The organism is Algoriphagus sanaruensis, from assembly GCF_001593605.1.
In the GTDB taxonomy this organism is placed as follows: domain Bacteria; phylum Bacteroidota; class Bacteroidia; order Cytophagales; family Cyclobacteriaceae; genus Algoriphagus; species Algoriphagus sanaruensis.
In genome coordinates this window covers 753,890-776,371 of record NZ_CP012836.1, presented here as the reverse complement: position 1 = coordinate 776,371, position 22,482 = coordinate 753,890, and the positions used below count along the sequence as shown (strand labels likewise).

At 42.4% G+C, this 22,482-nt stretch carries 20 protein-coding genes; 5 read left to right on the top strand and 15 right to left on the bottom strand.

The window, feature by feature from the left end:
• Positions 1–2: 2 nt before the first annotated feature.
• From AO498_RS03410 to AO498_RS17120, 4 genes are all read left to right on the top strand, one after another.
• The gene (locus AO498_RS03410; RefSeq protein WP_067543775.1) at positions 3–623 is read left to right on the top strand and encodes a lipoprotein signal peptidase; all 621 of its coding nucleotides are present in this window, start codon (positions 3–5) and stop codon (positions 621–623) included.
• Between the two features lie 229 nt (positions 624–852).
• Positions 853–3,792 (top strand): DEAD/DEAH box helicase, encoded by a 2,940-nt coding sequence (locus AO498_RS03405; RefSeq protein ID WP_067543772.1) that lies wholly within the window; start codon positions 853–855, stop codon positions 3,790–3,792.
• A gap of 253 nt (positions 3,793–4,045) precedes the next feature.
• Positions 4,046–5,395, top strand: coding sequence for a PhoH family protein (locus tag AO498_RS03400; protein ID WP_067543770.1), 1,350 nt, complete (start codon positions 4,046–4,048; stop codon positions 5,393–5,395).
• A 252-nt stretch (positions 5,396–5,647) separates the two neighbouring features.
• Positions 5,648–5,878 (top strand): hypothetical protein, encoded by a 231-nt coding sequence (locus AO498_RS17120; RefSeq protein ID WP_148660177.1) that lies wholly within the window; start codon positions 5,648–5,650, stop codon positions 5,876–5,878.
• A gap of 117 nt (positions 5,879–5,995) precedes the next feature.
• Here AO498_RS17120 and AO498_RS03395 read toward each other — a convergent pair whose 3' ends face one another.
• From AO498_RS03395 to tpiA, 12 genes are all read right to left on the bottom strand, one after another.
• A complete protein-coding gene (locus tag AO498_RS03395; RefSeq protein ID WP_067543768.1) occupies positions 5,996–6,751 on the bottom strand; it encodes a LytR/AlgR family response regulator transcription factor in 756 nt (251 codons plus the stop codon).
• 126 nt (positions 6,752–6,877) lie between these two features.
• The gene (locus AO498_RS03390) at positions 6,878–7,612 is read right to left on the bottom strand and encodes a LytR/AlgR family response regulator transcription factor (protein WP_067543766.1); all 735 of its coding nucleotides are present in this window, start codon (positions 7,610–7,612) and stop codon (positions 6,878–6,880) included.
• 14 nt (positions 7,613–7,626) lie between these two features.
• On the bottom strand, positions 7,627–8,679 hold the full coding sequence (locus AO498_RS03385; RefSeq protein ID WP_067543764.1) for a sensor histidine kinase: 1,053 nt from the start codon (positions 8,677–8,679) through the stop codon (positions 7,627–7,629).
• Positions 8,680–8,742: 63 nt separating this feature from the next.
• Positions 8,743–11,580 (bottom strand): excinuclease ABC subunit UvrA, encoded by a 2,838-nt coding sequence (uvrA, locus tag AO498_RS03380; protein WP_067543762.1) that lies wholly within the window; start codon positions 11,578–11,580, stop codon positions 8,743–8,745.
• Positions 11,581–11,748: 168 nt separating this feature from the next.
• Entirely contained in the window at positions 11,749–12,888 is a 1,140-nt protein-coding gene (locus tag AO498_RS03375; RefSeq protein WP_067543760.1) for a nitric oxide synthase oxygenase, read from the bottom strand.
• A gap of 95 nt (positions 12,889–12,983) precedes the next feature.
• On the bottom strand, positions 12,984–13,925 hold the full coding sequence (locus AO498_RS03370; RefSeq protein ID WP_067543758.1) for a lytic transglycosylase domain-containing protein: 942 nt from the start codon (positions 13,923–13,925) through the stop codon (positions 12,984–12,986).
• A gap of 113 nt (positions 13,926–14,038) precedes the next feature.
• The gene (locus AO498_RS03365; protein ID WP_067543756.1) at positions 14,039–15,559 is read right to left on the bottom strand and encodes a GH3 auxin-responsive promoter family protein; all 1,521 of its coding nucleotides are present in this window, start codon (positions 15,557–15,559) and stop codon (positions 14,039–14,041) included.
• Positions 15,559–16,296, bottom strand: a complete 738-nt coding sequence (gene lptB, locus AO498_RS03360) for an LPS export ABC transporter ATP-binding protein (protein ID WP_067543754.1) — start codon at positions 16,294–16,296, stop codon at positions 15,559–15,561. The genes AO498_RS03365 and lptB overlap by 1 nt, the downstream gene beginning before the upstream one ends.
• A 1-nt stretch (position 16,297) precedes the next feature.
• Positions 16,298–18,022 carry a single-stranded-DNA-specific exonuclease RecJ gene (recJ, locus tag AO498_RS03355; protein ID WP_067543752.1) on the bottom strand — a complete coding sequence of 575 codons (1,725 nt, stop codon included), beginning with the start codon at positions 18,020–18,022 and terminating at the stop codon, positions 16,298–16,300.
• A gap of 89 nt (positions 18,023–18,111) precedes the next feature.
• The gene (locus AO498_RS03350; protein ID WP_067543750.1) at positions 18,112–18,318 is read right to left on the bottom strand and encodes a hypothetical protein; all 207 of its coding nucleotides are present in this window, start codon (positions 18,316–18,318) and stop codon (positions 18,112–18,114) included.
• A 1-nt stretch (position 18,319) separates the two neighbouring features.
• Positions 18,320–19,147, bottom strand: a complete 828-nt coding sequence (gene prmA / locus AO498_RS03345; protein WP_067543748.1) for a 50S ribosomal protein L11 methyltransferase — start codon at positions 19,145–19,147, stop codon at positions 18,320–18,322.
• A gap of 67 nt (positions 19,148–19,214) precedes the next feature.
• The gene (gene tpiA, locus AO498_RS03340; protein WP_067543746.1) at positions 19,215–19,976 is read right to left on the bottom strand and encodes a triose-phosphate isomerase; all 762 of its coding nucleotides are present in this window, start codon (positions 19,974–19,976) and stop codon (positions 19,215–19,217) included.
• A gap of 70 nt (positions 19,977–20,046) precedes the next feature.
• Here tpiA and AO498_RS03335 point away from each other — a divergent pair, with 70 nt between their 5' ends.
• Positions 20,047–20,556 (top strand): regulatory protein RecX, encoded by a 510-nt coding sequence (locus AO498_RS03335; RefSeq protein WP_067543744.1) that lies wholly within the window; start codon positions 20,047–20,049, stop codon positions 20,554–20,556.
• 24 nt (positions 20,557–20,580) lie between these two features.
• Here AO498_RS03335 and AO498_RS03330 read toward each other — a convergent pair whose 3' ends face one another.
• The 3 genes from AO498_RS03330 to AO498_RS03320 are packed head-to-tail and all read right to left on the bottom strand — an operon-like array spanning position 20,581 to position 22,398.
• Entirely contained in the window at positions 20,581–21,384 is an 804-nt protein-coding gene (locus AO498_RS03330; protein ID WP_067543742.1) for a TPM domain-containing protein, read from the bottom strand.
• Positions 21,365–21,799 (bottom strand): TPM domain-containing protein, encoded by a 435-nt coding sequence (locus AO498_RS03325; protein ID WP_067543740.1) that lies wholly within the window; start codon positions 21,797–21,799, stop codon positions 21,365–21,367. The genes AO498_RS03330 and AO498_RS03325 overlap by 20 nt, the downstream gene beginning before the upstream one ends.
• A gap of 8 nt (positions 21,800–21,807) precedes the next feature.
• A complete protein-coding gene (locus AO498_RS03320) occupies positions 21,808–22,398 on the bottom strand; it encodes a LemA family protein (protein WP_067543738.1) in 591 nt (196 codons plus the stop codon).
• Positions 22,399–22,482: the final 84 nt, after the last annotated feature.

Sequence of the window (22,482 nt, the reverse complement as noted above, 5' to 3'; positions counted from 1 at the left end):
GAATGAACAAATACATCAACTATTTTGGGATTACTCTTTTGGTGATTATTCTAGACCAAGTGGTCAAGATGGTCGTCCATTTCCAAATGGATTTTGGTACCCCTGGACAGATTCAAATTTTCGGTGATTGGTTTAAGCTCCATTATACCACCAATCCAGGAATGGCCTTTGGGATGGAGCTTGGATCTGAATACGGAAAAATGATCCTGACCTCATTCCGTTTGGTAGCCATGGTGGGTATTGGATATTACTTAGCGCATATCATCAAGAAAGAACAGCATCCGATTTATATCTTATGTATTTCACTGATTCTTGGTGGTGCGATTGGCAACTTGGTGGATTCCATTTTTTATGGGGTTTGGTTAGATAACGCACCTTATAATGCTCCAACACCATGGTTTCATGGCCAGGTAGTAGATATGTTCTACTTCGATATTTGGGAGGGATATGTGCCAGAATGGATTCCTTTATGGGGAGGAAGTTATACTGCGCTTTGGCCTATTTTCAATGTTGCTGATGCGGCCATTTTTATAGGAGTACTCATTATCCTAATCTTCCAAAATCGATTTTTCCCCGATAAAAAAGAAGAAATAAAAAGTCCAAGTCCAGAACAAAACGACTAATCTAAATAGCCTGAATGTTGAAAAATTCAGGCTATTCTTTTTTTAGAATAAGCCAAATCCCGTTGATTTTTGATTATTTCTGGCAGCTAAACTGTTTTAAATCTTATTTGACACCTGATTTTTAGATTAATTGAGTAATTTTCAAGTTGAATACTCTGTTCAATCCACCACCCTAAAATGCTATATAGTATATGCTTTTGCTAAGTAGTACTATATAGAAAAATAGTATATGATAGTAAACTCCGAACAACCCTTTCAAATAGTTTATGCCATTTTCAATCATGAATACCTTGGCTTGCTTTTAGAATCTTATGTTGTTCAGCTAGATGATAAGGGTCGATTTACCTATGCTTATCAAAACATCAGTTCGGCAAATGCCAAAGAATTTGATGCAGGGTTGGATAAAACGGACTATGAGTTGATCAAATTGATGGACTCCATGCAGCCCGAAGTGGTGATCAAACCCTATATGAAAAAAGGGAATTTGAGACCCAAAGAATATTTACATAAAATATTTGATCCCAAAACAGAAGACAAAACTACCCAAGAGTTACTATTTAAAAATCTAGAGCTTAAACGGTCCAAAATACTTCCTTTATTGATTGGCAAACGGCTGTTTGAAACAGGCTCTGATGGAAATCCAACCCATAAGGAGATCATCATTAATGCAGAAAAGGCAAAGGTGATTTTCTGTTTTGAAAAAGGAGAATTCAATACTCTTTATTATCCCAAAATCAAATTTCAAGGTCACCTTTTGAAGTGGCAACATAAAGGGGGCTATCTCATTTGCAAGGATCCTGCTTGGTTGATTGTGGACCAACAGCTTTTTCATTTCGACATGGGAATCGACGGGAAAAAGCTTCAACCTTTCCTTTCCAAAAGTCATATTTTAATCGAGCGGAGATTTGAACCAGAATATTATCGAAAATTCATCACGGCACTGATCACGCAATTTGAAGTTGAAGCTAAAGGATTTGATATTCATGCTGAAACTGGTACACCTGAAGCACTTTTGACTTTTTCAGAACTGCCAGGTGGAGAATCGATTGAGGATCTTTTTGGAAATGAAATATTACCTGAAAATCGTGAGATCATCGTATTTGAACCTCGATTCAAATACGGAGACTTCGACTTCGGAATCATCTCAGCCTCAGGAGAAGGATCCGGAAATTCCTGCCGAATGGAAGAAAAAGACGGAACCTATATTTTTTATAAAACAGTCCGAACGCCCAAAAACGAGGATCGGATTGTCAGTTTTCTGAAGAAACAAGGCTTGGAATTTACCCATGGCAAAATGGCCATGCCCAAAACTCAAGCTTTTGAATGGATGGGAAATAATGAGGACTTCTTAAAAGAACACAAAATCAAACTAGTTCATAAGAATGGCCTCAACGGCAAAACTTACCACATCGGCAAAGCGAACATCTCGATTGAAATCAATGAAAATATCGATTGGTTTGACGTCCAAGCCATGATCAAGTTTGGGGTGTATTTGGTTCCTTTTGCCAAAGTGCGCCGCTTAATTATCCAAGGCAAAACTGAATTTGAGCTTCCAAACGGAGAGATTGCCGTGATTCCAGCTTCTTGGTTTGTCAATTACTCTGAGCTTTTCAATTTCATCGAAGAGCGGTCATCGGAGGAATTGGTCTTGAGAAAACATCACCTTGCCTTTGCCCGAGAACTCCAAAACGGCGAATTGATCAAGCTAAACCTGAGCTTGAAGTTGGAGCGACTTCGAAATTTTGATGCCATAGACGAGTATCAAATCCCAGCCTCATTCGCAGGTTCACTTCGCCCTTATCAACAAGCAGGATATAATTGGTTACGTTTTTTGAATGAATACCAATTTGGAGGCTGTCTTGCCGATGACATGGGTTTGGGAAAAACAGTCCAAACACTCGCGCTTCTTGCCCATGAAAAGGAAGAAAATCCAGGTTTTGCTTCCTTATTGGTCATGCCTACTTCCCTGATTTACAACTGGGAGCTTGAGGCTCGAAAATTCACTCCTGACTTGAAAATTTTAGTCTATTCAGGCACCCAGCGAATCAAAGATCCATGGAAGTTTAGAGGCTATGATGTCGTCTTGACTTCTTATGGCATTGTGAGATTGGATATTGATGTGTTGAAAGATTTTTATTTCAACTATGTGATTTTGGATGAATCTCAAGCTATCAAAAATCCAACTTCCAATATTGCTATTGCCGTCAATAAACTGAAAAGTAAGCGAAGGCTGATCCTGACAGGTACTCCTGTAGAAAATGGCACCATGGATCTCTGGTCACAGATGAACTTTGTCAATCCGGGTCTTTTGGGAAATCAAAACATCTTCAAAAAGCAGTTTCTCCAACCGATCGAAAAGCAAAATGACAAGGATAAATCATCACGACTTCATGCGATGATCAAGCCTTTTATTCTCCGCCGTTTAAAATCCCAAGTTGCCAAAGACCTTCCTGAAAAGCTCACGAATGTGAAGTATTCTGACATGACCGCCGAACAGGAAAAAGTGTATGAGGAAATCAAAAGCTATTATCGAGAAAAAATTATTGGAGAGCTTGCGGGAGCGGGTCGTGGAGCCCAACAGTTTACCTTGCTTCGAGGCTTGACCCAGCTTCGTCAGATCGCTAATCACCCCAAACTTGTTCGCGAGGATTATACAGGCGAATCAGGCAAGCTCGAGGACATCACCTACATGCTTCAGGAGACCATTTCAGAAGATCACAAAGTACTGGTTTTTAGTCAGTTTGTAAGACACTTAAGTATTGTCCGGGAGTTTTTGGACCGGGAGGGTATTCCATATGCCTACCTCGATGGCTCGACCAAAGACCGTCAGGGACAAGTCGAAAAGTTTCAAACCGATCCGGATGTCAAGGTCTTTTTGATCTCCCTCAAAGCCGGTGGTGTCGGCCTCAACCTAACCAAAGCAGAATATGTCTTCCTGCTCGATCCTTGGTGGAATCCTGCCGTGGAAGCTCAGGCGATCGACCGAGCTCACCGAATCGGTCAGGAAAATAAAGTCATTATCTACAAATTCATCACCCGCGGATCTGTCGAGGAAAAAATCATGGCCCTTCAGGACCGTAAACTCGCACTTGCGGGCGAACTGATCTCCAATGAAGAGAGCTTTATGAAGTCCTTGGATAACGAGGATATCCGTGCGTTGTTGGATTAAGGAAAATTAGAAGGAAGACCGGAGACCGAAGACCGAAGTGAGCTCTCCGGTCTCCGGTCATCGGTCTTCCAGCTCTTTACAACAAATTGCTAAAAGCTCTTCAATTAAAATCCCACAATTTTTATCCTTTTGATTTTCAACACCATCAGAGTGATTGATAATTCTTAACCTTAATTTCTTGCCGGAAAATCGAAAATCACAGAGATAATTTTCTAAATTATTTCAACACTACACCACTACAATTTTCCTGCGCATGCCTAGAGCCAAATCCGAAAAAGATCGGAAAATCTTTGTGCTAGATACTTCAGTGATTCTCTACGCACACAATTCCATCATGAATTTTGCCGAACATGACGTGGTCATTCCGATCACAGTACTAGAAGAACTGGATCAGTTCAAAAAAGGCAACGATACCAAAAACTTTGAGGCACGGGAGTTTATTCGTCTCTTAGACAAGCTGTCCCAAGATCAGCGTATCGACCAATGGACTCCGCTTAATGGGAAGACCAAGGGTTTCTTTCGGGTAATGATGCATCATCCGGAGAATGAGCGAAATGCGATCAAAATTTTTGGAGAGGAAAAAAATGATAATAAAATCCTCAATGTCGCAGTCCATCTCATGGAAACTGAAAAGACCCGAAAAGTGATTTTGGTTTCGAAAGACATCAATCTCAGACTGAAAGCCAAGTCCCTCAATGTCCATGCGGAGGATTACGAGACAGGCAAAATCAAGAACATCACCGAGCTCGAGAATACCGGCAAATACATGCTCGATGATGTGGATCCGATCGCTATCAATAAACTCTACGAGCAAGGTTTTATTGAGGCAAAAGCAATTTTGGGCACTCGAAAGCGAAAAGCCAATGCCTATTATATTCTAAAAAGCGACAAAAATTCGGTTTTAGCCTATTTCAATTCAGACCAGAATATTTTAGAACGGGTGGATAAACGCTTGGCTTACAATGTTAAGCCGCGAAATGCGGAGCAGACATTTGCGCTTCATGCCATCATGAATCCGGATATCAAGCTGGTTTCTATCCAAGGTGTAGCCGGTACGGGAAAAACACTCCTTGCTTTGGCAGGTGCACTCGAACAGCGAAGAGATTACAAGCAGATTTTCTTAGCCAGACCGATCGTCCCATTGAGCAATAAAGACATTGGTTACTTGCCTGGAGACATCAAGTCCAAGCTCAATCCTTACATGGAGCCACTCTGGGACAACCTGAAGTTTATCCAAAATCAATACAAAGAGACGGATAAAGAATATCAGAAAATCACCGAACTGGTCAATCAGGAAAAACTGGTGATTCAGCCACTGGCTTACATCCGCGGACGCTCACTTTCGAATATTTTCTTCATTGTGGACGAAGCGCAAAACCTGACCCCACATGAGATCAAGACGATCATTTCCCGCGCGGGAGAAAATACCAAAATCATCTTCACCGGTGACGTCTTCCAGATTGATACGCCTTACTTGGATTCTCAATCCAACGGCTTGTCCTACCTCATCGATCGGGTCAAGGACCATCCGCTCTATGCACATATCAAGCTGGAGAAAGGTGAACGCTCAGAGCTGGCTAATCTGGCAAATGAGTTGTTGTAATCAATAGAAAATAAATCTTTCAAACGGCCCGAGTAATTCGGGTCGTTTTTTTTTAACCAATTGGAAGAATTTTTCCCTTAAGTGTAACCAAATTTTGTTTGGGATATTGTCCGAGCTTGAGTGGAGTGTGTACGAAACTGTACATTAGAAAAAGCCCAAACCTGCATTTCTGATCAATTGAAGCCATTTTTCAATTTTGGTCGTCTTTTGGCATTAAACACAATACGAAAACAAACCAAAAATTTTACTGCCATGAATTCTTCAATTTTCTCCCAAAAAAACATCTGTGCTGCTTTGGGAATGGCCATGGCAATGACCATTGTAATCAAAGCAAAAACAGAAGCCAATCTTGAAAAACATACTGCCCGATTTGAAACTACTAAACCAACTCCACAGATCGGATTTGAATCTAATCAGCAACCTGAAGTTTATCAGGTAAACCTCCTCAAAAGCGAAAAGTCCCAAGAATCTGAGACTTGCTAAAGAAAAAACTCGTAAGGGTTAATTTGGTTGATTGTTTGGTTAATCAAAAGAGGCGGATCGTGTCCGCCTCTTTTTTTGTCTTTTGGTTTAACCCTTTGAGAGTTAAAATTGCTAAACTTAACTTTCAGTGATGGTATTCAATTTGGCCAAGAAGCTATTGTAATACTGTCTTCCTACCTGCACCACCGAGCCTTGCTTCAAATTGATCTCTTTGGTGTTGAAGCTTTCGATCTGTCCCAAGTGCACGATAAAGGATTTTTGAACTCGTAAAAACATGGTTGAAGGCAAAATGTCTTCAATTTCCTTCATCGACTTTCGGATGTGAAAATCACGGTTTTTGGTGAAGATCGTTACCATGTTTCCATTCGCCTCCACATAGTAAATATCATCGTACTGCACACGCTCAAAAGCATTGTCAGCCTTGATAAATACCGCGTCATTGACTAGGAATGGACTTTCTGTAACAGCCTTCACAGCGACAGCTTCTGAGGCAGGCTTGGTTCGCTTGTTATAAAGGACAATTTCAACGATTGCGTGGATATCGTTGGTATTGAACGGCTTCACTATAAATCCGGCAGGATTAATTCGTTTGGCACGTTCGATAATGGTAGGATCGGAATAAGAAGTCACAAAAACCAAGGGAACGTCAAACATCTGATGGATGATCTCACCCAGCTCGATGCCATCCTTATCTCCCTTAAGTTTGATATCCATAAAAACCAGATCAGGCCGGTTTTTCTTGATTGTTTTTATACACTGGTTGGCAGAATTGGCAACGTCAATATTGACAAAATCCAAGAGCTCAAGAATTTCCTGAATATTCTCTGCAATGCTAGGATCATCTTCAACAATCAGAATGCGTTCTTCTTTCATAGGATATCAATTTCGGGTGTTCCAAAAAGCTGTTAATCTTTCAGCAAATAAAAGAAAGTATATCTCTTATTTTACCCAATGTCCAAATTTTCTTCGGGAAATCAAATGGTTTTTTTGGTCCTTGGGTTAAAGGCTCATCATCTCCTTAAATCGAGCTGCTTGACGTCTACTTACTTCAATTCGGTCACCACCTCGAAGCGTCACCACTAAGCCTCCATTAAACCAAGGCTCGATCGCTTCCACCCAACCCAAATTAATGATGTGCTTTCGGCTTGCCCGGAAAAATGATTTTTCATCCAGACGCTCATCCAAAGCATTCAAAGACTTATGAATCATTGGCTTAAAATTATCGAAGTACACTTTGATGTAGTTTCCATCTGATTCAAACAGACGAACATTGGAAAGTCTAACAAACCAACAACGATCTCCATCTTTGACAAAAACCTGGTCCTCCAAGGTCAGCTTCTTTTGATTCAAGTATCCTCCATTGTCCTCACGACGGCTGATCCCTTCTATTTTACCCACTAGCTTGGTGATCGCTTCTTCTAGTCGTTTTGGTTCAATGGGCTTGAGTAGGTAATCCAAGGCATTTACCTGAAATGCCTTCAAGGCGTACTCATCATACGCAGTGGTAAAAATAACGTGAGGCACATGATCGAGCTCTTCCAGTAAGTCAAAGCCCGTTTTTTCAGGCATTTGGATATCCAAAAAAATCACATCCGGCTGAAGTTGTTCGATTTTCTCTTTGGCATCATCGACGTTTACAGCTTCACCAACTACCTCTACGGTTTCCAGTTGATTGAGCAGGGTGATCAATTCTTTCCGTGCTAGTCGTTCGTCGTCTATTACTATGGCTCTCATTGTTGGGATGTTGGTTATTCTAAAGTTACTCTTTGTTTTGGAATTTTTATTTCGGTAATCACAAAATGGTTTCCGGAGTTGAAAATCCGAAAGCTGGCAAATTCACCATACAATAGCTTAAGCCGTTGCTTGGTATTTTCTAATCCATGCCCACTTTCTTCTGGCTTTTCTCTATTCTTTTTCTCGTTCAGATACCCACTGTTTCGGACTTGAATGTACAATTCATCATTTAGCCCTTCTCGACATCGAATCTCAATTAAGCCCCCTTTGACTAAGTTTGAAATCCCGTGTTTGATGGCATTTTCCACAATGGTTTGAAGCATCATGGGGGGTATTTTGTATCCGAAGGCCTCATCTTCAATTTCATAAACCACCTCAAGTCTCTCCTCAAATCGGATGGATTCCAGCTCCAAATAATCTTTGACTGTGGCGAGTTCGTCTGCAAAATCAATCACCTGCTTCTTGTCCATCATGAGCGAAAAGCGCAACATATTTGAAATTCGGGTGATCGCCGTCTTTGCCTTTTCAGGATCCTCATCCACCAAGGCCCTCACTGAGTTTAAGGCATTGAATATGAAATGTGGATTGAGCTGACTCTTGAGATGATTCAGCCTAATTTCATTGATTTTAGCTTCATACTTCAAGCTGTTGTTGTAATTGTCCAAGAAGTGGAACAAAAAGTAAAGGAGAAACCAAAAGGAGTAATACAAGAAACTCACAAACAGGTTTACTGAAATGACCAAAGCTCTAAAATCCTGTTCGGGACTGAGAGTCCCAAAGGCGACGTTGATCAACACCTGTGCGAAAACATTGACCACGGAAAGCGTAAAAAGTGCACCGAGAGTCTGAATCAGCAATCTGAATATTCCCAGCTTAAACCAGTCATAGGTCTTTACCACATGCCTGAGGGCATGAGTGGACAAAAGATAATACAAGGCTAAAGCTACGAAGGCCCAAGTCTGCTTTGGGGTAATCCCTCTAGATAGCGAGGCAAAAGAGATATTGACAATCGCAAAGGCTCCCCAGCCCAAAACTTGCAGAATCCAATATAATCTCGCTTTATTCATTGGGAGACAAAATTAGACTTTCCCGATTATTCGGATTCTGTAATTTGATAAAAGGCAGACAGGTCAGGATTTAGCTTTTAATTCTTCCTTAAGAAATCTCCCAGTATGGCTGCTTGGATGAGCTGCTACTTTTTCAGGTGTCCCTTGCACCAGAATTGTTCCTCCTTTATTTCCTCCTTCTGGACCAAGATCGACTACATAATCGGCCACCTTGATCACATCTAAGTTGTGCTCGATGATCAATACCGTATTTCCTTTATCTACCAATTTCTGAAGAACACCCATCAGTAAATCAATGTCCTGAAAATGAAGTCCAGTGGTCGGCTCATCCAAAATATAAAAGGTCTTCCCGGTATCTTTCTTCGACAATTCAGTAGCCAACTTTACGCGTTGTGCTTCACCACCTGAAAGGGTCGTAGCATGCTGGCCCAAGGTGATATAGCCCAAACCAACATCATGAAGCGTCTTGATTTTTCGAAGGATTTTAGGTTGAAATTCAAAAAATTCAACCGCCTGTTCAACGGTCATATCCAAGACATCCGAAATGGATTTTCCTTTAAACCTAACTTCCAAAGTCTCCCGATTATACCGCTTCCCTTTGCAGGTCTCACATGGAATGTGGACATCAGGTAGGAAGTCCATTTCGACCAACTTCATCCCGGCTCCTTCACAATCCTCACATCTTCCGCCTTTCACATTGAAGGAAAATCTACCTGGTTTATAGCCTCGGATTTTTGCCTCTGGCAGTTCAGTAAAGAGTGTTCGAATATCAGAAAAGACACCTGTATAGGTTGCCGGGTTTGACCTTGGCGTTCGTCCAATAGGACTTTGATCCACCTCAATCACTTTGTCCAAATGCTCCAAGCCTTCGATGCTTTTGAAAGGCATGGGCTCCTTTTTTGAATTGTAAAATTCTCGATTCAAAATCGGAAATAATGTCTCATGAATTAGCGTACTTTTTCCACTTCCCGAAACTCCGGTGATCAAAATCAAGGTGCCAAGCGGAAGTTCCAAATCCACATTCTTGAGGTTATTCCCAGAAGCACCGCGCAAGACCAGTTGCTTTCCTTTTCCTTCTCGTCGTTTTTCAGGAATTGGTAAGCCAATGGTTCCATTCAAATAATGGGCAGTTACAGAATTAGACTTCAAAATTTGATCGGGTGTCCCCATAGCGACTACATGCCCGCCATGTCGGCCTGCTCCTGGCCCCATATCCAGCACAAAGTCTGACTCCAACATCATGTCCTTGTCATGTTCCACCACTAGGACAGAATTTCCCAAGTCTCTGAGGCTTTGCAGTGCTTTGATCAATTTGACATTATCTCGCTGGTGGAGACCGATACTTGGTTCATCTAAAATATAGAGCACCCCTACCAACTGGGTTCCGATTTGGGTTGCCAGACGAATTCGCTGTGCCTCACCTCCCGAAAGGGTTCGAAGAGGTCGATTGAGTGAAAGATAATCCAATCCAATGTCCACCAAAAAGCCAATTCGCTTTCGGATTTCCTTCAACACTTCCGTACCAATAGCCCGTTGCTTTTCGGTCATCCTTTCTTCAATTCCCTCAAACCACTCTGAAAGTGATCGAATATCCATCATGGCAAGCTCCCCAATGTGCTTTTCATAGATTTTGAAATGAAGGGCCTCTTTTTTGAGTCGATATCCTTGACAATCGGTACACGTCTGCGTGATGGTAAACTCAGAAACCCAATCCTGGATTTTATCCGAAGTTCCTTCCTGATATTTCTGAAGAAAGTTGACAATTCCCTCAAAGGTCGTGTGCCATTTGGTACCCGGATATTTCACCGAATCCACTGCAACTTCCACTTTGTCTCCGAACAATAGCACTTCTACTACTGACTCCGGCAGATCTTTGATTGGCGTACTCATGGAGCACTTGTAATGCTTCAGAATCGCCTCGATTTTCTTAAAAATCCAGATATCCCGATATTCTCCCAGTGGGGCAATTCCACCTCTGGTAATACTTAGACTTGGGTCTGGGATTATACTTTCGCGGGTAATTTCTTCAGTAATCCCCAGTCCGTTACAAGTAGGACAAGCTCCATAGGGAGAGTTAAATGAGAACGAATTTGGCGCTGGTTCATCGTAAGAAAGTCCCGTCTCCGGATCCATCAGATACTTCGAAAAATGATGAATCTCACCGTTTTCTTCACGAATCATGATTACCCCTTTTCCATGCTGAAGCCCCGACTTCAACGATTGAGTGATCCGGAAGCGATCTGACTCATCTGCCACAATTCGATCAATTACGATCTCGATATCGTGAATTTTATAACGGTCAACCTGCATTTTGGGGACGATGTCCATCACCACTCCATCGACACGAACTTTTGCAAATCCCATCTTCCGGATTTGCTCAAAGAGCTCTCGGTAATGTCCCTTTCGGCCCTTGACTACGGGGGCAAGGATGTATAGCTTCTTGCCCAAAAACTTGGAAAATAGCTGCTCAAAAATCTGATCCTCGGTCTGACGGATCATTTTCTTTCCTGTCAAATAGGAGTACGCCTCTCCAGCACGAGCGTAGAGCAATCGCATGAAGTCATAGATCTCAGTCACCGTCCCAACTGTAGACCTGGGATTTTTTGAAGTGGTTTTTTGCTCAATGGCAATCACTGGAGACAAACCATTGATTTTATCCACATCCGGACGCTCCATTCCTCCCAAAAAGGATCTCGCATAGGCGGAAAAACTCTCCATATACCTCCGCTGACCTTCCGCATAGATCGTATCAAAAGCTAAAGAGCTTTTTCCACTGCCTGAAAGTCCAGTCACCACGGCGAGTTTATTCCGCGGGATTTTTACATCCAGATTTTTCAGATTATGCTCTCGGGCTCCAAAAATTTCAATAAATTCTTCTTGACTAGCAGGGGCTTGACTCATAGAATGGAGAAAATTTGCAAGGGGCAAAGGTAGGGTTATTTCTAGGATTGGGGAATTTTTCCCCAAGGATAAGTAACCCCCTAACCTAAGAACTGGTTCAAGAAATTCAGAAATTTCCCGAAAGGAAAGACTCGGAAAATCAAAGGATTCCTTTTGGGAATCGGTCGTCTAGGAGAGGGAGGAATAGGGACAAGCCGAAGCGCGATTTTCGGCACTTCGAGTTTTGATCCACTTGGGTTTTTGGTAAAAGAAATTGGGTGAATGAACCTCATTTGGCCATTCCCGATGAAACACTCCCGTCGTCGATCCCGCGGTGGGAGGTACTATCCATGACCAATCAGCCTGCACTTCTCTGCCTTTTTGGGATTCAATTTGACAAAACTCCAAAAATTGCTGGGAGGCAGTATGATGATCTACCAGCGTAACTCCTGCCGATTGAAAAGAACTCAGCACCATTTCCATCAAGACCAATAAGCCTTTATCCTTCCAGAGTTTACGATTTTGGGAGGTATCCCAACCTAGTTTTTGGGCAATCTTGGGAATAAGATTATACCGGTGTTCATCTCCCAGGTTTCGGACGGCAATTTCTGTAAGCATATACCAGCCATGAAATGGCGCACATCGAAAATCCTGACCTCCGATTTCCAATCGCATATCCGAAATAACTGGAAGGGCATACCACTGTAAACCTAACTCGTCTAGTTGAGGATAATCGGGATGGCGAAGTGGAATCTGAAATTTTAAACTTTCTGGTAATTCAAACCATTCTGGGGTCTCTTCATTTTTTTGGATCACGATAGGGAGGACATCAAATGCAGTTCCCTTAGAGCTCCATCCTAAGTTTTGACAAATCTGGGTGAACTCTACGGAATCTGGATCCCCAACAATAGAGTCATCCTCCTGAAGGTACCCCGAATATCGGATCAATTGCTTGTTCCAAATTCGAAACCGACTGGGTCCTTCACTTGAGTATATGGAAATGACCGACTTGATCTTCCCCTGATTAAATCCAAACTCTAAATGCTCTAGCAAATCTTCAAAAATATCCTTTGCAGAATGCAGGGTTCTTCTGTCCCGAACTTTCAAACTCTTCCAAAAAAGCCTTCCAATGCAATGATTGCTATTTCTCCAGGCGAGCTTTGCACCAAAACTCAATTCCTCTTCTGTAAGATCATAGGTTGCTCTAAGCGCTATCTGACTACCGACTTGTTCGAGCCTTTCCGCTAGACCTTGAAGATTATTCTCTTTATAGTATTGGGTGATAAACTGAGTGGCTTTTTGGAATAAAGCCTCTTGACCAGTTGACATGGGAAATCGATTAAGCTTGGCTAACAAACCTATTGCGGAAGCAAATAGTTTGTTGAGGGCGATGAATCAGAAAATCTTTTTGGGGTGAAAACAGATTATTCTTTTGGCAAAACTACTTCATAAACTTTCCCTCTGCGAACATTTAGTCGTTTATCTCTGAGCCAAGGATTATACAACTTAAGCTGTTTGTAAGTACTCCCTTCACCTTTAGCCCAAGCAGCCAAATCCTTGATATCTCGATCCACTTTAATCTTCTTGAATTCAGGGTTTTTGTAGAAATCCTTTTCCTTTAAATGAAATCCAAATTCACCTTGATTCTCAAAAATGATTTTGAAGGCAAGGATTCGAAAAAGGTACCGGCTGGTCTCTTCGTTTAGGTATAGGTTATAATAGTTTTTTTCAAATTGCTCGGATTGCCTTTTGGAAAAGCCGGTTTGTCCCATGTTATAGCTTGCTGCCACGGCCGTCCAATCTCCGAATTTAGCATGCGCTTTTTGGAGATAGCGAACAGCAGCACGAGTTGACTTTTCAAAATGATAGCGTTCATCCACCTCTTTATTGACTTCTAGCCCATATTCCTTGGCTGTACTTTCCATAAACTGCCAAAATCCCCTTGCTCCAGCTGGAGACACCACATTCATCAATCCACTTTCTGCGAGGGCTAAGTATTTGAAGTCGGTAGGAACCCCAGCTTCCGTAAATATTCTGTCAATCTCATCAAAGTATTTCCCTGACCGCTTCATCAGCAAGATCATATTCGATTCCCAATAGGCATTGACATAAATCTCCCGCTCCAGTCGCTCCATGACATCGGGCTGGTCCAAAGGGACCATTTCGCCAGCAAAATCCACACTTGTAGGAAGTGAGAAAAGTCGAATCGAATCACGGGAAAAAGAGGAATAAGAAACAATCGGCTGGACCTCAACGAAATCCTGTTCGATATTTTCTTCAGAATTCGTATTCCAAAAGGCCAACCCAGCCAATGAAAATGCCGCTACTACAAGCGTATAAATTAAAATAAGATGGATCCGGCTCATGCTAAAATTCAGGTAGAAGGAATCCTTAAGATATGGCCCTAAGAAAAAATTACCCAACAATTTTGTGCGGATGGTAGCTAGAGATCGCTGAATCTCCAGGCATTAATGGTAAATCAGGGCATCAATGCCAAAATCTCATCGATATATTCCCGGGAATTTGAAAGTCTTGGGACCTTATGCTGCCCGCCTAATTTTCCTTTTTTACCCAACCAAGATTCAAACAATCCAGCAGGAGCCTGATGCAAAATCAATCGGGTTAAAGCCAGGTTTTTATGTCGCTTGGCGTCGTAATCCGAATTAATCTCTCGAAGTCGGTGGTCCAAGATTCCTGCAAATTCTTCTGGATCTTGGGGTGGGGTACTAAATTCTACCACCCATTCATGGGCGCCTTTGGAATCCGCTCCTCCAAAATAAACCGGTGCAGCTGTAAAATTGGTGATACTAGCTCCCGTTTGCTCACAGGCAAATTGAATCGCTGATTCGGCATTTTCGACAATGACTTCCTCTCCAAAAGCATTGATGAAATGCTTGGTTCTGCCTGAGATTTTAAACCGGTAAGGAAGCGTAGAAGTAAACTTAACTGTATCGCCGATTTTATACCGCCAAAGGCCAGCATTGGTAGAAATCACTACTGCATAATTCTTCCCCACCTCCACATCAGCTAAAGGAATCACTTTTGGTTGTTCTTTATCCCATTCTTCCATGGGAATAAATTCAAAGAAAATCCCATAATCCAACAACAAGAGAAATTCATCGGAATCAATCCGATCTTGAATTCCAAAAAATCCCTCAGAGGCATTGTAAGTCTCCATGTACCTCATTTTTTCCGAAGGGATCAATTCTTTGAATAAGCTTTTGTAGGGCCCGAAAGCAACAGCACCATGAAAAAACACCTCCAAATTTGGCCATACTTCCAAAATGTGTTTGGCCTTTTTCAATTCTAGAATCCGTCTGAGAAGAACAATCGTCCAAGTAGGGACCCCTGCCATAGAGGTGACATTCTCATTCATGGTTTCTCTGGCCATCTGTTCAATTTTGGCCTCCCACTCAGACATCAAAGCCGTCTCCAAAGATGGAGTGCGAACAAACTGCGCCCAAATGGGAAGGTTTTGCATGATGATCGCCGATACATCGCCTGCTCTTGCCGAACCCTGAGGATTGAGTGGATTTTTCTCTAGCGTACCTCCAATAGAAAGACTTTTTCCGGTGAATAATTTCGTATCCGGGTATTTATTGACATACAAAGAAAGCATGTCTTTGCCGCCTTTAAAGTGGCATTCTTCGAGTGATTCCTTGGAAACTGGGATGTATTTACTACGGCTGGAGGTAGTTCCTGAGGATTTTGCAAACCATTCGATAGGCCCATTCCAAAAAACCTGCTGACGACCAGCCATGGTTTTTTCAATTTCGGGCTTGAACGTCTCATAATCAACCAAGGGAACCTGTCGTGAAAAATCTTGATACGTTCGGATAGATTCAAACTTATGCTTCCTTCCATATTCCGTCTTACTACCCGCCTCAATGAGCTCCCGCAAAGTAGCGTCCTGAACCGCCACCGGGTTGTTTTTGAAAAAATCAATTTGCTTCAGCCTGTTTTTAAAAATCCAGGTCATGAAGCTATTTATCACTTCCATCAGTTAAAAATTTTGCGTTTCAGCTCGAATTGACTTCCCAAATACACCTTTCGAACTTGCTCATCAGCAGCGAGCTCTTCAGCTGTCCCTGCTTTAAGCAACTTTCCTTCAAACATCAGATAGGCTCGATCAGTAATGGAAAGCGTTTCGTTGACGTTATGGTCGGTGATTAGAATGCCAATATTTTTGGTTTTTAATTTGGCGACGATGGTTTGGATCTCTTCCACGGCAATGGGATCAACTCCCGCAAATGGTTCATCCAAGAGCACAAATTTAGGATCGACCGCAAGGGCACGTGCAATTTCAGTTCTTCTTCTTTCTCCTCCAGACAAGACCATTCCCAAGTTTTTTCGGACGTGGGTTAAGCTGAATTCCTCCAAAAGCATCTCTACTTTTTCTTTTTGCTGTGCTTTTGGAAGATTTGTCATTTCAAGAACAGCCAAGATATTCTCCTCCACCGTCAACTTGCGAAATACGGATGCCTCCTGGGCCAAATATCCGATTCCAAGTTTGGCTCGCTTATACATCGGGAGGCCTGTGATGTCATCATTTTCTAAAAAAATCTTTCCTTCGTTGGGCTGAATAAGGCCCACAATCATGTAAAATGAAGTGGTCTTCCCTGCTCCATTAGGTCCCAAAAGACCCACTATTTCTCCTTGCTCTACCTGCACGGAGATATCACTGACCACACGACGGCCTTTATAAATTTTTACGAGGTGTTCAGCTCGGAGCATCATATCAGTCAAATTTGATGTCTTTCACGTAGAGTTGCAAACTGCTTTTGTCACGGAAAAAATTCTCACGCATTTCAGCCAATAAATCGAAGCGCATTTTCCCTCTTAGCATATTGACTGTGGTCAAATCAGGATCTTTGGCGCGATCTGCCATGCCAAACCCAAGACAAACCGGAGTGGTCACCTGACCGTCTTGGACAATCTTGAAGCGCAAATGTTTGTCCTTCAAAACTGTAACCTCATCGGCGTACACATTGGTAATCCTGAAAATAGGTTCCGTGTTCCCTGGCCCAAATGGTGCCATTTGCTTCAGGATATTGTAGAATTTGTAATTGATCTGGTCCAAAAGCAATACATCATCGATTTCGATGACGGGCTTCCGATGAATCTCTTCAATTCGGCTTCGGACTACTTGTTCGAATTTAGCCTGAAAGGCAGGCACATTTTCCACTGATAGAGTAAGACCTGCCGCATACTTGTGCCCTCCAAACTGGTCCAGCAATTCGGAGCATTCGGCAATCGCTTCGTAAATATCAAAATCCACCACTGATCTGGCGCTTCCCGTGGCTTTGTTGTTGGACTCAGTAAGGATGATGGTAGGCCGGTAATATTTTTCGATACAGCGGCTGGCTACAATTCCAATCACGCCTTTATGCCAATCTTCTTTGAAGAGTACGGTGGATTTCCATTCTGTCTCCTCTTCACGTTCGGCAAGCATTGCAAATGCTTCTTTGGTAATATTTTCATCAAAATTGCGTCGAGTGGCATTCACCTCATCGACCAATTTGGCTCGCTCGATGGCTTCATCAAGATTGGAAGAAATCAACAGCTCCACGGAGGCTTGCGCATGTTCTAGTCGTCCTGAGGCGTTGATTCTGGGTCCGATCTTGAAGACAATATCAGAGATTTGAATTTCCTTTTCGACTTTGGCTTGAAGAATCAAAGCCTTCAATCCAGGCCGAGGAGTATTATTGATCCGATCAAGGCCATAGTAAGCCAAAATCCGATTTTCTCCAGAAATAGGGACAATGTCAGCAGCAATACTGACTACCAATAAATCCAAATAAGAATACAGGTTAGACTCCTCAATTCCGCTTGCTTTTGCATAAGCCTGGATCAGTTTAAATCCAACTCCACAACCACTCAGTTCTTTATAAGGATATCCACAATCTACTCGTTTTGCATCTAGGACAGCTACGGCTGGCGGAAGCTGATCACCGGGTGTATGGTGATCGCAAATGATGAAATCCACGCCCAGTTCCTTAGCAAGACGAACTTTATCAATGGCTTTGATTCCACAGTCAAGAGCAATAACCAACTTAAATCCGTTTTCGGCTGCATGACGTACCCCTCGCTCTGAAATGCCATAACCTTCCTTGTAGCGATCTGGGATATAAAATTCTACATGCGGATAAAACCCCTTTAAAAAACTGTACATCAAGGCTACAGCAGTGGTTCCATCCACATCGTAATCCCCATATACTAAAATTTTTTCCTCTTGCTGGATAGCTTGCTGGATTCTTTGAACAGCATGGTCCATATCCTTCATCAGAAATGGATCATGAAGCTGACTTAGACTTGGTCGGAAATAATCTTTAGCTTGTTCAAAGCTCTCAATGCCTCGATTGATCAGCATATTGGCCAATATCGGGTTAACATTGATCTCTTTGCCTAATCGCTCAATAGCAGCTTGCGATGCTTTGGGTTTTTGTTTCCAGACGAACTCCATGGGATAAAATTATAAAAGTAATCGAGAAGCCTATGCTTGCTCGGAATTTGGGTGATAGCCTAATAGCGTACTTTTTGGATAAAAAGTTTCTATCGCTGCGAATTTCGGCGGCTTTTATCCTTTCGATAATAGAACCAATAGATCAATGGGGAAATTAGCGCTCTCAACTTCCAGTTGTTTTTTTCATGAAAGCTCAGCGTTTGGTCTCCATTCACTTCCCGATACATCCGAACTGCTGCAAATGCATGTCCTAAAACTGTCAGCAATAACACGGAATATATTACTAATTCCTTCATATTAAGCTTTTTGTAAAATCAATGCCGCCCAATTATCCTTTGCGGAAGATTTAAGTAAAGTGAGACCAAATTCCTTTGCTCTTTCCTCCAGATCCACTACATCTTCTGTGTAAAATCCACTCAATAAAAGATATCCTTGAGGAATAAGCAGGCTTGAATAAATCTCCATTTCATCCAGAAGAACATTCTTGTTGATATTGGCAAGAACGATATCAAATAGGCCTTGGAGTTTTACATCACGAATGGTCCCTAATCCCATTCGGGTATGCATTCCATTGAGATCAAAATTTTCGTTTCCATTTTCCACACACCAATCATCAATATCAAATGCCTCTACGGATTTTGCGCCAAGCAAGTGAGCCATAATCGCCAAAATTCCTGTTCCCGAACCCACGTCCAAGACCCTTTTTCCTGCGTGGTCAATCTGACCCTGGAGTTTAAGCATCTGAAAAGTAGTCGCATGGTGTCCAGTCCCAAATGACATTTTGGGATTGATGACTATCTCATGGGCAAATCCAGGTTTGGATTCATGGAAGGAAGCCCGCACATACACCAAATCGTCTACTTCAATAGGATCATAATTTTTCTCCCACTCCTCATTCCAGTTGACTTTAGGCATTTTTCCTTCCAAAACGGAAATCTGTCCCGCTTCCTGATATTCGTCGATAATTTGCTGAAAACTCTCTCGATCAAAGCTTTCCTCCGGAGAATAGGCATCTATTCCGTCCTCAGTTTCCAGAAAAGAATCAAAGCCAATTGCAGCCAATTCAGCGATTAATATTTCTCGGAAATCCTCCGAACACTTGATTTTAAACTCGAGATATTCCATGGTTGGGGGATAAAGAATAGGTCTGTGAATTCACAGACCTACCTTAGATTTTATATTGAAAATTTGATTAGAATGACTTGACAATGTCGATGAAGTCACGGGATTTGAGCGAAGCGCCACCGATCAATCCGCCGTCAACATCTGGCTTGGAGAAAAGCTCCTTGGCATTGCCTGGATTGGCGCTACCTCCATAAAGAATGGATGTATTTCCTGCGATTTCCTTTCCGTATTTGGTAGCAATATGACGTCTTAACGCCAGATGCATTTCTTGTGCTTGATCAGAAGTAGCTGTTTTTCCAGTACCGATCGCCCAGATAGGTTCATAGGCAATAACAACCTTTGAAAAATCTTCTGGAGAAAGGCTAAACAAACTTTGGGTAAGCTGGAATTTCACATTGGATTCATGCGTACCCGCCATGCGGATTTCCAAAGACTCACCGCAGCAAAAGATCGGTGTCAAACCATGAGCCAATGCCTGCTTTACTTTTACTTCCAAAAGCTCATTGGATTCTTTGAAATATTCGCGACGCTCAGAGTGTCCAAGGATCACATACTGAACTCCAAAGGAAGCCAAGATTTTTGCAGAAACTTCTCCAGTAAATGCCCCGGACTCTTTATCGGAACAGTTTTGTGATCCGAGGTAGATTCCAGGAACATCACCAATCAATTTTTTGACAGGATGAATATGTGGAAAAGGAGGATTGAGGACAACCGTCACATCTTGGATGGCTTCGTCCTGGAACATATTGACAATTTCTGAAGTAAGCTTTTGGCCTTCTTCGAAGGTCATATTCATTTTCCAGTTACCAGCAACGATTTTCTTTCTCATAGTTAGGCTTGTTTATTTTAGGTTTGAAAAAACTTGAGCAGAGAGTATTTTGGGCTGAAATTACCTAAAAATGTCCACTTGGGGAAAAAATTACCCTGGCGAGGAGCCAAAAAAGTCATGGACGATCCATGAGGCTAAAGGAAAACTGGAAACATTCTGCGCTTATCAGGAGCGCTGCCAATGGGATGTTCGAAGAAAACTATTCGAAAAAGGTATCCATGGGGAGGCTCAGGAAGAACTCATCGCCGGTTTAATCAGTGATGGATTTTTGAATGAAGAGCGATTTGCCAGAGCCTTTGCCAGAGGCAAATTCCGCCTCAAGCGATGGGGGAAATCTAGGATTTCAAGGGAATTGGGTATGAGACAGATCAGTAAACAATGTATCCAACTTGGCCTTTCAGAGATTGATTTGGAAGAATATGCGGAGACCTTGCAACGAGAAGTAGAAAAGAAGTGGCTCTCCACCAAAGAACCCAACTTGTCCATCAAAAAATATAAAGTGATTCAATACTTGATGTCCAGAGGATTTGAGCAAGACCTAATTCAAGACGCACTGGAAATAATACAGTCTCAGCAATAGAGCTTACTGAGACTGTAATTTTTTTTACCAGCTTCCTCCAGCACCGCCACCACCAAAGGATCCACCTCCGAATCCTCCAAATCCACCTCCGCCTCCAAAGGATCCACCTCCGGAAGAGAAATCACCCCACTTGCCTCGACCTGAGCCTTTGAGCATATTGGCGAGCATGATGGTCGTCCAGATATCTACACCACCACCTTTTCCTCCCATGTGGTTGTCGTTATCTTTTCGATTCTTGATCAACGGAAGGATGATAAAAAGAAGGATAAATAAGAATATTACCAATCCAGCTCCTCCTGAATTTCCATCTGAAGTCACTTCATCGGCTTGGTACTCTCCTGAAGCCAGCTTGATTATCATGTCGGTTGCTTTATCCAACCCTTCATAATAGGCTTCCATTTTAAAATTAGGTACGATTAGACTCGTCACAATCCGTTTGGCAAGGGCATCTGGCACAGCGCCTTCCAGTCCATAGCCTGTGGCGATAAATACCTTTCGGTCATCCATTGCCGCTAGAATCAGGATCCCGTTGTCATTTTTTGCTCCCCCGATCCCCCATTTTTCTGCCAATCGGAAGGAGTAGTCTGCAATATCATACTCGCCTACCGAACGCATCATCACAATGGCAATCTGGGTAGAGGTACTGTCATTATATGCGACCAGCTTTTGCTCCAATTGCTGAACTTCCTGAGAGGATAAGGTTCCAGTGAAGTCATTGACCAATCGGGGAGGATTTGGAACAGGAGGGAAATCCTGGGCAAAACCTAGCTGAGTCAAAATCAGGAATATTAAGAGAAAGACGGGCCTCTTAGCCGAAAGAAATTTCATCCGATAATTCGTTTTGGTCGCCTTCGGCGTCGTAAGGGAAGTGGGTGCTGAGTTGGCATCCGGCATGTTGAATTCCTTCAATCAAACCTTGGGAAAATTTGCCTTGCCGGAAAAATCCCGCCATCAAATTTTTGGTATCCTCCCAAAATCCATTGGGTACCTTGCTATTGATCCCTGCGTCACCAAGGATCGCAAATTTTTGATCTTTCACTGCCAAGTAAATCAAGACTCCATTTCGGTCTTTGGTTTGATACATTTTCAGTGATTCAAAGACTTCTGCAGCTCGATCTAAAACGTCTCCTTTACAGGTGTTTTCGATGTGAACCTGTATTTCACCGGAAGTCATCGTCTCAGCACGCTGGATGGCTGAGACGATTTCTTTCTTTTGTTCCGGAGAAAATAATTTTTCTGCCATGGGCTTTCTTAGAATTGGACTGTTGGTGCATTTTCTGCGCCTTCCGATGCTTGGAAGTATCCTTTAGCTTCGAAATTATACCAACCTGCAAAGATGTTGTTCGGGAAGGTTCTCAAGTTTTGATTGTATGCCTGCACCGACTCGTTGAAATTTCTTCGCGCCACTGAAATTCTATTTTCAGTGCCTTCGAGCTGAGCCTGAAGTTCCAAGAAGTTTTGGTTAGCCTTAAGGTCTGGATACTTTTCGATCGTAACCAAAAGTCTACTCAAAGCGCCGGAAAGCTGATCCTGAGCTTTCTGAAATTCTCCAAGTTTTTCTGGAGTAAGATTGGTGGGATCGATTTGAACAGAAGTGGCTTTGGATCTTGCTTCCACCACGCCTGTGAGTGTTTCTTGTTCAAATTCCGCGTAGCCTTTCACTGTGTTCACCAAGTTTGGAATCAAATCAGCACGTCGTTGGTACTGAGTTTCTACTTCAGCCCACATTCCGTTGATGGTTTCTTCTGTTTGGACAAACTGATTGTATGTCCCCACAGCCTTTGTGTACAAGTAAATACCTAAAACGGCGATAATCGCCACTGGAATAAGGAGTTTTTTCATTGTGATTGGGTTGTGTTATCAAACGAGAAACATACACGGAATTTCCGATAGATATGTTGTATGTCCGATCAAAGGTAACCAAAT